A 12,802-nucleotide genomic window follows, 5' to 3' on the forward strand; every position below is an offset into this window, starting at 1 on the left:
TAGGCATTTCGAGTTGCAGACATAAAAAAGCCTCGCGCTAGGCGAGGCTTTTTGTGCAGCTACGACTTACAGGAAGTTGTAAGTGTAGTTCACGATGAAGCGAGTCTGATCCTGGTCCTTCGCCGATCCCGAACCGGTGCCGCGGTAGACACCTTGGCGCAGGCTGAAGCCCAGACCTTTGAGGGTACCTTCCTGCAGCACGTAATCGATCCGTGCGTCACGCTCCCATTCACTGAAGGTGCCATGGCCATCGGAGCTGCGGCCATCCTCGCCACGCAAGTAGGCCACGGAAGCCTTCAGGCCCGGCACGCCCAGCCGCGCAAAGTCATAGGAATACTGACCGAAGGTAGTGTTCTCACCAGCCTTGGCGAACTGGTTGATCATGCTGTCGGTGAACAGATAGAAGCTCGACCCACCAGCACCTTCGTCGACCAGGCTGCCTTGGTTCAGCCATACGAAACCGCCATCGTCGCTGACCTGCTGATGACCGAGCATCAGAGAGTGGGCACCGAGGGTGTAGGTGAACATGGCGGACCAGGTCTTGTTATCAACCTCGCCAGGGTTCTTGGCGTAGCCGTTGTTGTTCTTGAACTCGTAACCCGCTTCGCCGTTGCGGCCATCCTTGCTGCTGTCGAAATAGCGCAGGTCGGTCTTAAACGACTGGTCATCAGCGATCTGGAACACGTGTGTCGCGCCCAGGAAGTGCTGTTTGTAGAAGTCTTCGAGGTTGGAGTAGTAATACTGCAGGGTCAGGTCTTTGGTGACCTTCCAGTCAGCACCGGCGTAACGGAACTTGTTGCTTTCCTGGGTAGCACCCTGGACAGAGAGACCTGTACGGTTGCTGGAAGCACGGCCCATCGCATGGGTCAGTTGACCTGCGTTGATGGTCAGGTTGTCGATTTCCTTCGAGGTGATGGTGCCACCCTCGAAGGTCTGCGGCAGCAGACGGCCATCGTTGGAGACAAGGATCGGCAGGTTCGGTGCCAGGGCGCTACCGAAGTGCGCTTCGGTCTTGGAGAACCGTGCTTTCGCGTTACCCCCAATGCGTGCCCATTGGCCCACTGCGGAGCCGTCGCTGTCGCTTGGGAAGAAGCTGCTGTTATCCGGGTGATGCCCCTTGCCACCATCCAGATGGATACCCCACAGGGCCTGAACATCAACACCGAAACCAACGGTGCCTTCGGTGAAACCGGACAAGTAGTCAAGCTTGAAGCCCTGACCCGATTCACGGTTGTCGCTCCCGCCAGGTTCACGGTTATCGTTATTGAAATACATGGTGCGCGAGCTCACAGACAGCTTGCTGTCTTCAACGAAACCGGCAGCGCCTGCTTGTTGGGCGAGAACCCCCAGTGCCACGGCCAGGGCCAGGCTGGACTTGTACATGTTTTGCTCCTCTACGTTCTAATTCTTGTGTATCTCAAGCGGCAGGATCTGTTGCCCCGCTCGCCATGGATTGGGCGATTTAGCACCAAACAGTGTCTGCGAAGTCAATCGTTACCAATCGTTTCGCGACTTTGGTCTAAGACGCCGCTTGCGCCACAGGATAATGACAATCCTATAAATCCAAAATGACCGTTTTATGACTTTTTAAGATTTTTAAGGAATATATTTGGAACCTTTACTCCCCTTCGTTGTATAAACCATATTTACTTATTCCTAATGGTTATTTGCAAACGTTTGCCCATAACTGACTTCACGTCCTCGCAAAACCGAAAAAGCGTAGCTGCCATTTCTGGCTTTGCCAGTGAAGCTGACCCTCCGATCAAGAAAACCAGCCATTGGCTCCTAAGCTAATTCTAAAAAGTTATTTATTTTTGATTTCTTAGATCACTTAGTCTCTTCGTCAACCCAGCCCTGATTTGCCTGACGAGGAGCTCATCCATGATCCCGCACACTCCGTTGCGCCTGTTCGCCGCCCTGACCCTCGCCAGCGCCAGCTGGCTTGCCCAGGCCGCCGACTTGACCGTCGCCTACCAGACCACCGTCGACCCGGCCAAGGTCGCCCAGGTCGATGGCACCTATGAAAAAGCCAGCAAGGCCAGCATCGACTGGCGCAAGTTCGACAACGGCGCCGACGTGATCACCGCCGTGGCCTCGGGCGACGTACAAATCGGTTACCTGGGCTCCAGCCCTCTGGCCGCCGCGGCCACCCGCAAGCTGCCGGTGGAGACCTTCCTGATCGCCACCCAGATTGGCGCAGGCGAAGCGCTGGTCGCCCGCGACAGCATCAAGACGCCGCAGGATCTGGTCGGCAAGAAAGTCGCCGTGCCGTTCGTTTCCACCGGCCACTACAGCCTGCTGGCCGCCCTCAAGAACTGGAACATCGACCCGAGCAAGGTGCAGATCCTCAACCTCGCCCCGCCTGCGATCATCGCCGCCTGGAAGCGTGGCGACATCGATGCCACCTACGTCTGGGACCCCGCCCTGGGCGTGGCCAAGGAGACCGGCAAAGTACTGATCACCTCCGGCGAGTTGGCCAGCAAAGGCGCCCCGACCTTCGATGCGTGGATCGTGCGTAAAGACTTCGCCGCCAAGCACCCGGACATCGTCAAATCGTTCGCCAAGGTCACCCTCGACGCCTACGCCGACTACCGCAAGGACCCGAAAGCCTGGCTGGCCAATCCCGACAACGTCAGCAAGCTGGCCAAGCTGTCTGGCGCCAAGCCCACCGACATCCCGGTACTGCTGCAGGGCAACGTCTACCCGTTGGCCAGCGACCAGGCCAGCGCTTTGGGTGCTCCGACCACCCAGGCACTGACCGACACGGCCAACTTCCTCAAGCAACAGGGCAAGGTCGAGGCGGTGCTGCCGGACTACTCACCGTACGTCAGCGCCCAGTACTTGCCCAACTGATCCAAATGGGGGCCGCTCTCCCACGAGAGCAGCGCACTGCATGAGGGAGCGGGGTACCCGCGAATGTGCCAGTCAGTTCGAAACAGCATTCGCGGGCAACCCCGGTCCCACAAGACCGCGCAACGCCCCACCCTCGCACGACACGTCACGACGGAGCCTGCCATGGCCTTGCTCGAACTGGAGCGTATCAGCGCACAGTACCCCGGCACCGATGCCCCGGTGCTGACCGACATCAACCTGAGCCTGGGGCCACGCCAGTTGCTGGTGGCTCTGGGCCCCTCCGGCAGCGGCAAGACTTCGCTGCTCAACCTCATCGCCGGCTTCGTCGCCCCCAGCGCCGGTCGCATCACCCTCGACGGCAAGCCGGTCGAAGGCCCGGGTGCCGAGCGCGGCGTGGTGTTCCAGGATGACGCACTGCTGCCTTGGCAGAACGTCCTGGGCAACGTCGCCTTCGGCCTTGAGCTGGCAGGCGTCGCCCGCGCAGAACGCGAAGCCAAAGCCCGCGAAATGCTCGCGCTGGTCGACCTCGCGGGATTCGGCGACCGACGTATCTGGCAACTTTCCGGCGGGCAAAAGCAGCGCGTGGGCCTGGCCCGTGCGTTGGCCGCCGACCCGCGCGTGCTGCTGATGGACGAACCCTTCGGCGCCCTCGACGCCTTCACCCGCGAGCAGATGCAGGAGCTACTGCTGCAGGTCTGGCAGCGCACCGCCAAGCCGGTGTTCCTGATCACCCATGACATCGAGGAAGCCGTGTTCCTGGCCAGCGAGCTGGTGTTGTTGGCGCCCAATCCTGGACGGGTGGTCGAACGCCTGCACCTGGATTTCGGCCAACGCTACGCCGCGGGTGAATCGGCCCGGGCGATCAAGTCCGATCCACGTTTCATCGAGACCCGCGAGCACGTCCTGGCGCGGGTGTTCTCTCAACGCGAAGCCGCCCGTCGGCAGGAGTCCGCATGAGCAGCCTGGACCTGACGGCCGCCGACAAACCTGTCGCCCGGCCAACCCCAACCGCCAAGGTACGCCGCCCGTTGCCCACCCGCTGGATCAGCGCCCTGACCCTGGCCAGCCTGCTGCTGGCCTGGTGGCTGGTGACCGCCGCCGGCTGGATCGAGCCGCTGTTTTTGCCCTCGCCCGCCGATATCCTGGCCAAGGCCTGGACCTTGCTCACGCAGGGCTACATGGACGCCAGCCTCTGGCAGCACCTGGGTGCAAGCCTCGGACGAATCGGCCTGGCCCTGGTCGCCGCCGCCCTGACGGCCATCCCGGTGGGCCTGGCCATCGGCCACAACCGCGTCGCCCGCGGCATTCTCGACCCGCTGATCGAGTTCTATCGGCCGATCCCGCCGCTGGCCTACCTGCCGCTGATCGTGATCTGGTGTGGCATCGGCGAGCTGTCGAAGGTGCTGTTGATCTACCTCGCCATCTTCGCCCCGATCGCCATCGCCACCGCCACCGGCGTGCGCACGGTCGACCCGGCCAAGCTGCGCGCCGCCCAATCCCTGGGCGCGACCAGGGCGCAGTTGATCCGTCATGTGATCCTGCCCAGTGCACTGCCCGACATCCTCACCGGCATTCGTATCGGCCTTGGGGTCGGCTGGTCGACCCTGGTGGCCGCCGAGCTGATCGCCGCCACCAGCGGCCTGGGCTTCATGGTGCAGTCGGCGGCGCAGTTTCTGGTCACCGACGTGGTGGTACTGGGGATCCTGCTGATCGCCCTGATCGCCTTCGCCCTTGAAATGGGCCTGCGCGCCCTGCAACGCAAGCTGGTGCCCTGGCACGGGCAAAGCCACTGATGAACACCTGCTCCGGCACAAAACATTCAAGCGAGACCGACATGAGCCTGACCATCACCCCCCTAAGCCCAGCGCTCGGCGCCCAGATCAGTGGCGTGGACCTCTCCTGCGATATCAGCGTCGAGCAACGCGATGCCATCGAGCAGGCCTTGCTCAAACACCAGGTGCTGTTCTTCCGAGACCAGCCCATCACCCCTGAGCAACAGGCCCGCTTCGCCGCCCGCTTCGGCGACCTGCACATCCACCCGATTTACCCCAACGTGCCGGATACCCCGCAGGTGCTGGTGCTCGACACTGCGGTCACCGACGTGCGCGACAATGCGGTCTGGCACACCGACGTGACGTTCCTGCCCACGCCCGCCCTGGGCGCGGTGCTCAGCGCCAAGCAGTTACCCACCTTCGGCGGCGATACCCTGTGGGCCAGCGGCATCGCGGCCTTCGAGGCGCTATCGGCGCCGCTGCGGCAGTTGCTCGACGGCCTGACCGCCACCCACGACTTCACCAAGTCCTTCCCGCTAGAGCGCTTCGGCACCACGCCCGAAGACCTGGCGCGCTGGGAGACCACCCGGCGCAACAACCCGCCGCTGTCGCATCCGGTGGTGCGTACCCACCCGGTCAGCGGGCGCAAGGCGCTGTTCGTCAACGAAGGATTCACCACGCGGATCAACGAACTGAGCGAGCAGGAGAGCGAGGCGCTGCTCAAGCTGCTGTTCGCCCATGCGACCCGGCCCGAGTTCACGATCCGCTGGCGGTGGCAAGAGAACGACGTAGCGTTTTGGGACAACCGGGTGACCCAGCACTATGCGGTGGATGACTACCGGCCGAGCCGGCGGGTGATGCATCGGGCGACCATCCTGGGGGATGCGCCGTTCTGAAAGTCGCGAGTAAACCCGCTTCCACAGGGTTTGTAACGATCCTTGTGGGAACGGGTTTACCTGCAATGAAGCGGCTAGCGGACCAGATGCAGGAACTGCATGTGCCGCTGATACTGGTCGAGGATGTCGTTGATGATCTGCTCCTTGTTGTAGCCCACCAGGTCGTAGTTCTGGCTACCTTCGGACAGATGCACCTCGGCGCGGTAGTAACGGCGGTTCTTCAGCTCCTGGGTGCCCAACCCGGCCAAGGCGAACGACGGGGTGAAGTACCCGCGCATCTGCACTTGGTAGATGAACGGCTGCTCCTCGCCCAACCCGATCTTCAAGCTCACGTTGTCGTGGCTCGGGTCGTCCTGGGTGATCACGTTCAAGCCTTTCTGCACGAAGACTTCAGTCACCTCGCCAATGGCCGGGCGCACCACGTCGTCCATGAAGCGGTACACCTCATCGCGTGACGGGAAGTGCACCGCCTGGCTCAGGCGCTGGCGCCAGCCACCCCGGCCACGGCGCGAAACGGCGAACGGTGCGAGCGAGTGCATCTGCGCGATCTGCCGCTGGGACTCCAGGTAGAACGCTTTGTGCAGCCCCCACATCATGCACAGCAGGATCAGCGAGAACGGCAGCGACGTCAGCACCACCGCCGACTTGAGCGAGTCGATGCTACCGGCGAACAGCAGGCTGCTGGTGATCAGCGCGGTCATGGCGCCCCAGAAGACGCGCAGCCAGTTCGGGCCATCCTCGTCAGCATCGCCGCCCTTGGCCGACAGCGTGGAGAGCACGACGGTGCCGGAATCCGCCGACGTGACGAAGAACACGAAGCTGATGAACACCGTCACCGCGATGACGGTCTTGCTCCACGGGTAGGTCTCCAGCAGCAGGTACAGGCTCATGGACGGGTTTTCCAGGGCCGATTGGCCCAGGGCGGTCATGCCGTGGTCGAGCACCTGGGTCATGGCGCTGTTGCCGAAGATAGACATCCACGCCAGGGTGAAGCCCAGCGGGATCAACAGCACGCCGAAGACGAACTCGCGGATGGTCCGGCCACGGGAAATACGCGCGATGAACAACCCCACGAACGGCGCCCAGGCGATCCACCAGGCCCAGTAGAACACGGTCCAGCCGCCCAGCCAGTCGCGGTTCTCGCCGTAGGCATAGACATCGAAGCTCTTGCGCGGCAAGGCGCCGAGGTAGTCGCCCAGGTTTTGGATCAACGTGTTGAACAGGTGCTGGGTGGGGCCTGCGAACAGCACGAACAGCAGCAGCGCACAGGCCAGGAACAGGTTGATGTCGCTCATCACCCGCACGCCCTTTTCCACCCCGGCGACCGCCACAGCCACCGCGGCGCCCATCATCAGGACGATGAGCGCGACTTGTATCCACTGGCTGTGGCTGATGTCGAACAGGTAATCCAGGCCCGCGTTCAGGTGCAGCACACCAAAGCCCATGTCGGCGCCCAAGCCGAACACCGTGGCGATGATGCCGAAGCCGTCGACGGCGTAGCCGATCGGCCCGTTGATGCGTTTACCGATCAATGGATACAGCGCCGAACGCAGCGCCAATGGCAGATTGTGGCGATAGGCGAAATACGCCAGGGCCATGCCGACAAAGGCGAACACGCCCCAGCCATGCAGGCCCCAGTGCAGGAACAGCAGTTCCATTGCCTGGCGCCCGGCCTCCACCGTGCCACCCTCGCCCTGGGGCGGTTGCAGCATGTGGGTGAGCGGTTCGGAGACGCAGAAGAAGAACAAGGTGATGCTGATGCCAGCGGCGAACAGCATGCCGGCCCAGGACAGGTAGCTGAACTCGGGCTCGTCATGGTCGGCACCGAGCTTGATCTTGCCGTAGCCCGACAAGGCGGTGACCACCACGAAGACCAGGTACAGAGTCATGGCCAGCATGTAGTACCAGCCGACCGTGTTGGCCGCCCAATTCTGCGCCGCGAGCAACCAGTCGCCCGCCGCTTTGGGGTTGGCGATGACCACCAGGCCGAAGATGAGGATGAAACTTGCCGCGAAGTAGAACACCGGAGGGTTCATGCGGATCTTGCCATTGGCAAGTGAGGGGGTAGGTGCACTCATTGGGCGCGCACCTCATGAAGCGTTGAAAGACTCGGATTGAACGGGTTCAGCAAAGGGGATCCTCCTGTTGAACACCGGCAATGGACCAGCGTTTTTACTTTGAACAAGCGTTCAAGTTAAACACGGATCGGCTTTCAACGCGACCTTGCCCGACCGCTGAACCGGTCATTTGCAGTGAATTCCGACACGTTCGCGGTTGAACCCGCGCCTATAAGTCCAGCTCGATCCTGGCCCGGACCTGTAGGCGCGGTTACAACCGCGAATGGGGCGCCATAGAAGGCATCGGTTACGGGCTATTTCTGCCCTTCACACTCCAACTGCAGATTCGCCTGGGTGATGTTGCTCTCGGCCGGCACACTGCGGGTCAACCAGACATTGCCGCCGATGGTCGAACCCTTGCCGATGGTGATCCGCCCAAGGATGGTGGCTCCTGCGTAGATGACCACATCGTCCTCGACGATCGGGTGGCGCGGCTCGCCCTTGTGCAACATGCCGGTCTCGTCCGCCGGGAAGCGCTTGGCGCCCAGGGTCACGGCCTGGTAGATGCGCACCCGCTCGCCGATGATCGCGGTCTCGCCGATCACCACGCCGGTGCCATGATCGATGAAGAAACTCGGACCGATCTGGGCGCCAGGGTGAATATCGATGCCGGTGGCCGAATGCGCCAGCTCCGAACTGATCCGCGCCAGCAACGGCAGCCCGGCCCGGTACAGGTGATGAGCCAGGCGGTGATGGATGATCGCCAGGATCCCCGGATAGCACAGCAGCACCTCATCGACGCTGCGCGCCGCCGGGTCGCCCTGATAAGCGGCCAGCACGTCGGTATCGAGCAGTACACGCAGGTTTGGCAGTGCGGCGGCAAAGCCTTGGATCAGCTGCAGGGCATGGGCGTCGACGTCCTCCACCTCGGCCTTGCCATGGCGCGAGGCATAGCGCAGTTCCAGGCGCGCCTGGGCCAGCAACGCAGTGAGTGCGGCATCCAAGGTATGCCCGACATAGAAGTCTTCGCTCTCTTCACGCAGGTCCACCGGGCCCAAACGCATGGGGAACAACGCCCCGCACAGTTGCTCGAGAATCTGGCGCATCGCCTCGCGCGAAGGCAGCTCGCGCCCGCCCTGTTCGCCGCTGCTGCGGCCATTGCGGGTTCGCCATTGCTCGCGGGCGCTGCGCAGGTCGCTGACGATGGTCTGCAGTTGCCAGTGTCCGGTGGATGGATGTTCGCTCACGGTGGTCTCCTGGATCGAGGCTGTGCGGGCCTTCATGGAAGCGGGCCGCGTTATGGATTCAACTGTACGGCAAATCCAGTGCTTGGAAAAAACAACGCTTTATTCCATCCTGCGCTAAGTCGGGTATAAGCAGCGCTGACAGAGTGTGTAATCCTCGCCTACCCTCAATGCTGTCCAATTCGACAAAGCTTATAAAAAGAAATAACAAAATAAATTTTTATTATTTCCAGGCCTATAAAGGCCACCTCTATAGTCGCCACCCACTACTTCCACAACAAGCGCGGGGCCCTACATGACCAAATTCGCCAAACCCCTTCTCAATGCCAGCCTGGCCCTTGTGCTTGGTACCGGCCTGTTCAGCCATGCATTCGCAGGCGAGCAGCTCAAGACCATCCAGGAAAAAGGCAGCATCAGCGTCGGCCTGGAAGGCACCTACCCACCCTTCAGCTTCGTTGACGAAAACGGCAAGCTCGCCGGCTTCGAGGTCGAACTGTCCGAACTGCTGGCCAAAGAACTGGGCGTGAAAGCCAAGCTGCAGCCAACCAAGTGGGACGGCATCCTCGCCGCGCTGGAGTCCAAGCGCCTGGACGTGGTGATCAACCAAGTGACCATTTCCGACGAGCGCAAGAAGAAGTATGACTTCTCCGAGCCCTACACCATCTCCGGCATCCAGGCCCTGATCCTGAAGAAGAAAGCCGACCAGTTGAACATTCACAAGGCCGCGGACCTCGCCGGCAAGAAGGTCGGCGTAGGCCTGGGCACCAACTACGAGCAGTGGGTGAAGAAGGACGTTCCTCAAGCCGACGTGCGCACCTATGAAGACGACCCGAGCAAATTCGCCGACCTGCGCAACGGCCGCATCGACGCCATCCTAATCGACCGCCTGGCCGCCCTGGAATACGCCCAGAAAGCCAAGGACACCGAACTCGCCGGTGAAGCCTTCTCGCGCCTGGAGTCGGGCGTGGCCCTGCGCAAGGGCGAGCCTGAACTGCTCGAGGCGATCAACAAGGCGCTGGACAAGCTCAAGGCCGACGGGACCCTGGCCAAGCTGTCCGAGAAATATTTCGGTGCCGACGTCACTAAATGATTTCCGAAAGCCTGCAACTTGTCATCGACTCCACGCCCTTCCTGTTGAAGGGCGCGGGTTATACGGTGCTGCTGAGTGTCGGCGGCATGTTCTTCGGCCTGGTCCTGGGCTTTGCCCTGGCCCTGATGCGCCGCTCGAAGATCCTGCCGCTGGACTGGCTGGCCCGAGTGTATGTGTCGTTCTTCCGTGGCACGCCGCTGCTGGTGCAGCTGTTCGTGATCTATTTCGGCATGCCGCAGATCGGTATCGAACTCGACCCGATCCCGGCCTCGCTGATCGGCCTTTCGCTGAACATGGCCGCGTACATCTGCGAAATCCTGCGCGCGGCGATCTCCTCGATCGACCGTGGCCAATGGGAGGCTGCCGCCAGCATCGGCATGACCCGCACCCAGGCCATGCGCCGAGCGATCCTGCCCCAGGCCATGCGCACCGCCTTGCCGCCGCTGGGCAACAGCTTCATTTCCCTGGTCAAGGACACCGCCCTGGCGGCGACCATCCAGGTGCCTGAGCTGTTCCGCCAGGCGCAGCTGATCACCGCCCGGACCTTCGAAGTCTTCACCATGTACCTGGCTGTGGCAGTGATCTACTGGATCCTGTGCACCATCCTTGCGCACTTCCAGAACCGCATGGAAGCGCGGGTCAACCAGCACGACCAGGAGCACTGAAGATGATCGTAGTAGAAGGCCTGACCAAGCAGTTCAAGGGCCAGACCGTGCTCAACGGCATCGACCTGACCGTCCAGCCCGGCGAAGTGGTGGCCATCATCGGCCCCAGTGGTTCGGGCAAGACCACCTTCCTGCGTTGCCTCAACCTGCTGGAAACGCCCGACGCCGGACGCATCCAGATCGGCGACATCAGCATCGACGCCAACCGCTCGCTGGGCAGCCAGCAAGGTGCGATCCGGCGCTTGCGCCAGCAGGCCGGCTTCGTGTTCCAGAACTTCAACCTGTTCCCCCACCGCACCGCCCTGGAGAACGTCATCGAAGGGCCGGTGATCGTCAAGAAGACGCCCCGGGACAAAGCCGTCGAACTGGGCCGGCGCCTGCTGGCCAAGGTCGGTCTGGCGGGCAAGGAAGACGCCTACCCTCGGCGGCTGTCCGGTGGCCAGCAGCAACGGGTGGCCATCGCCCGGGCCTTGGCCATGGAGCCGGAAGTGATCCTCTTCGACGAACCGACCTCTGCGCTCGATCCTGAGCTGGTCGGCGAGGTGCTGGCGACCATCCGCGGCCTGGCCGAGGAAAAGCGCACCATGATCATTGTCACCCACGAGATGAGCTTTGCCCGGGACGTGGCCAACCGGGTGATCTTCTTCGACAAGGGCGTGATCGTGGAGCAGGGTGAAGCCAAGGCGCTGTTCGCCAATCCCAAGGAAGAGCGGACGCGGCAGTTCCTGCGAAAGTTCCTGGGCACCGCAGCCGGCTGATTTTTCTCGCTGTCCCCCTTACCTATTCGCGGGTAAACCCACTCCCACAGTTCTGTAGGAGCGGGTTTGCCCGCGAATGCGTTCGCGTGCGCGACACAAAAGCATGGCTTCTATACATAGTCCAAAAAGTTAGTTCATAAAGTTTTTATAAGCGAATAGGGTATATAAACCGGACCACCGGACCAGCAAACGTCAGTCGCCGCCAGCGACGCTTTCAACTTTTGTGAGGTAAGGAATGGTCTGGTCCACAAGCGATCTCGACAGCTCACCCCCGCTACTGCCAGCCAAGGTATTGCGCAACGACGCCGAGGCCCTCCAGGCTGCTCGGGAACTGGCCGACGCGGCCCGCCAACAGGCCTCGCGCCGCGACCAGCAGCGCAAGCTGCCCTGGGCCGAGATCGAACAATTCACCCGCAGCGGCTTGGGCAGCATCAGCATTCCCAAAGCCTTTGGCGGACCCGAGGTCTCGTTCCAGACCATCGCCGAAGTCTTCCGCGTGATCAGCGCCGCCGACCCGGCCCTGGGACAGATCCCACAGAACCAATTCGGCATGATTCAACTGCTGCGCCTGACCGCCACCGAGGCCCAGCAAGCCGTGCTGTTCCGCTCCGTGCTCGACGGCTGGCGCATCGGCAATGCCGGGCCTGAACGTGGCACCAAGGACACCCTCACCCTCAAGGCACGGATCGTCCGTGACGGTGAGCAATATCGCATCAGCGGCGAGAAGTTCTATTCCACCGGCGCCCTGTTCGCCCATTGGGTCGCGGTCAAAGCCCTGGATGAAGAGGGCCGCCAGCGCCTGGCCTTCGTCCGCCGGGGCAGCCCGGGCCTGCGCATCGTCGACGACTGGTCCGGCTTCGGCCAGCGCACCACCGCCAGCGGCACCGTGTTGCTGGATAAAGTCCCGGTGGACGCCGAGCTGGTGGTGGACAACTGGCGCCAGCGCGAGGTGCCCAACACCCAGGGCGCGGCCTCGCAGTTGATCCAGGCCGCCATCGATGCCGGTATCGCCGAGGCGGCCATCGACGATGCCATTGCCTTCGTGCGGGAAAAATCCCGCCCCTGGATCGAAGCCAAGGTGGATCGAGCCAGCGATGACCCCTATGTGATCGCCGACATCGGCCGTCTGAAGCTGGAGCTGCATGCCGCCGAGGCCTTGCTGCGCAAGGCCGCCCAGGTACTCGACGAGGTCAATGCAGGTCCGGTGGACGAAGCGTCGGCAGCTCGCGCCTCGATCGCCGTGGCCGAGGCCAAGGTGCTGACCACCGAAGTGGCCCTGCAGGCCAGCGAGAAGCTGTTCGAGCTGGCCGGCAGCCGCGCCACCCTCGCCGAATTCAACCTCGACCGCCACTGGCGCAATGCCCGCGTGCATACGCTGCACGACCCGGTGCGCTGGATATACCACGCTGTCGGCGCCTGGCACCTCAACGGTACCCGCCCTGCCCGTCATTCCTGGATTTGAGTGAG

At 62.4% G+C, this 12,802-nt stretch carries 11 protein-coding genes; 8 read left to right on the forward strand and 3 right to left on the reverse strand.

Features of this window, described 5'->3' with window-relative positions:
- Positions 1 to 66: 66 nt before the first annotated feature.
- Positions 67 to 1,383 (reverse strand): OprD family porin, encoded by a 1,317-nt coding sequence (locus tag AB1N67_RS23410; RefSeq protein ID WP_043208282.1) that lies wholly within the window; start codon positions 1,381 to 1,383, stop codon positions 67 to 69.
- Between the two features lie 498 nt (positions 1,384 to 1,881).
- Here AB1N67_RS23410 and tauA point away from each other — a divergent pair, with 498 nt between their 5' ends.
- The 4 genes from tauA (at position 1,882) to tauD (ending at position 5,521) form a co-directional block, all read left to right on the forward strand.
- The gene (tauA, locus tag AB1N67_RS23415) at positions 1,882 to 2,853 is read left to right on the forward strand and encodes a taurine ABC transporter substrate-binding protein (RefSeq protein WP_367863418.1); all 972 of its coding nucleotides are present in this window, start codon (positions 1,882 to 1,884) and stop codon (positions 2,851 to 2,853) included.
- Between the two features lie 162 nt (positions 2,854 to 3,015).
- Positions 3,016 to 3,810, forward strand: a complete 795-nt coding sequence (gene tauB / locus AB1N67_RS23420; RefSeq protein WP_043208280.1) for a taurine ABC transporter ATP-binding subunit — start codon at positions 3,016 to 3,018, stop codon at positions 3,808 to 3,810.
- Complete coding sequence (tauC, locus tag AB1N67_RS23425) at positions 3,807 to 4,646, forward strand: taurine ABC transporter permease TauC (RefSeq protein WP_090344319.1); 840 nt, start codon at positions 3,807 to 3,809, stop codon at positions 4,644 to 4,646. The genes tauB and tauC overlap by 4 nt, the downstream gene beginning before the upstream one ends.
- 41 nt (positions 4,647 to 4,687) lie before the next feature.
- Positions 4,688 to 5,521: a taurine dioxygenase gene (gene tauD / locus AB1N67_RS23430; RefSeq protein ID WP_090344316.1), complete on the forward strand. Its 834-nt coding sequence runs from the start codon at positions 4,688 to 4,690 to the stop codon at positions 5,519 to 5,521.
- A gap of 74 nt (positions 5,522 to 5,595) precedes the next feature.
- Here tauD and betT read toward each other — a convergent pair whose 3' ends face one another.
- Both betT and epsC read right to left on the reverse strand, forming a co-directional pair.
- Positions 5,596 to 7,557 (reverse strand): choline transporter BetT, encoded by a 1,962-nt coding sequence (gene betT / locus AB1N67_RS23435; protein ID WP_178113783.1) that lies wholly within the window; start codon positions 7,555 to 7,557, stop codon positions 5,596 to 5,598.
- A gap of 335 nt (positions 7,558 to 7,892) precedes the next feature.
- Entirely contained in the window at positions 7,893 to 8,825 is a 933-nt protein-coding gene (gene epsC / locus AB1N67_RS23440) for a serine O-acetyltransferase EpsC (RefSeq protein ID WP_043208361.1), read from the reverse strand.
- A gap of 292 nt (positions 8,826 to 9,117) precedes the next feature.
- On the opposite strand from epsC, the gene tcyJ reads away from it, so the two are divergent.
- The 4 genes from tcyJ to AB1N67_RS23460 all read left to right on the forward strand — a co-directional run bounded on the left by tcyJ (position 9,118) and on the right by AB1N67_RS23460 (position 12,797).
- Entirely contained in the window at positions 9,118 to 9,912 is a 795-nt protein-coding gene (gene tcyJ, locus AB1N67_RS23445) for a cystine ABC transporter substrate-binding protein (RefSeq protein WP_043208272.1), read from the forward strand.
- The gene (gene tcyL / locus AB1N67_RS23450) at positions 9,909 to 10,577 is read left to right on the forward strand and encodes a cystine ABC transporter permease (protein WP_043208270.1); all 669 of its coding nucleotides are present in this window, start codon (positions 9,909 to 9,911) and stop codon (positions 10,575 to 10,577) included. Before tcyJ ends, tcyL begins: the two co-directional genes overlap by 4 nt.
- Positions 10,578 to 10,579: 2 nt before the next feature.
- Positions 10,580 to 11,335: an L-cystine ABC transporter ATP-binding protein TcyN gene (gene tcyN / locus AB1N67_RS23455; protein ID WP_043208268.1), complete on the forward strand. Its 756-nt coding sequence runs from the start codon at positions 10,580 to 10,582 to the stop codon at positions 11,333 to 11,335.
- Positions 11,336 to 11,570: 235 nt separating this feature from the next.
- Positions 11,571 to 12,797: an SfnB family sulfur acquisition oxidoreductase gene (locus AB1N67_RS23460; protein ID WP_367863419.1), complete on the forward strand. Its 1,227-nt coding sequence runs from the start codon at positions 11,571 to 11,573 to the stop codon at positions 12,795 to 12,797.
- Positions 12,798 to 12,802: the final 5 nt, after the last annotated feature.

It is taken from the genome of Pseudomonas guariconensis, from assembly GCF_040822035.1.
GTDB lineage: Bacteria > Pseudomonadota > Gammaproteobacteria > Pseudomonadales > Pseudomonadaceae > Aquipseudomonas > Aquipseudomonas guariconensis.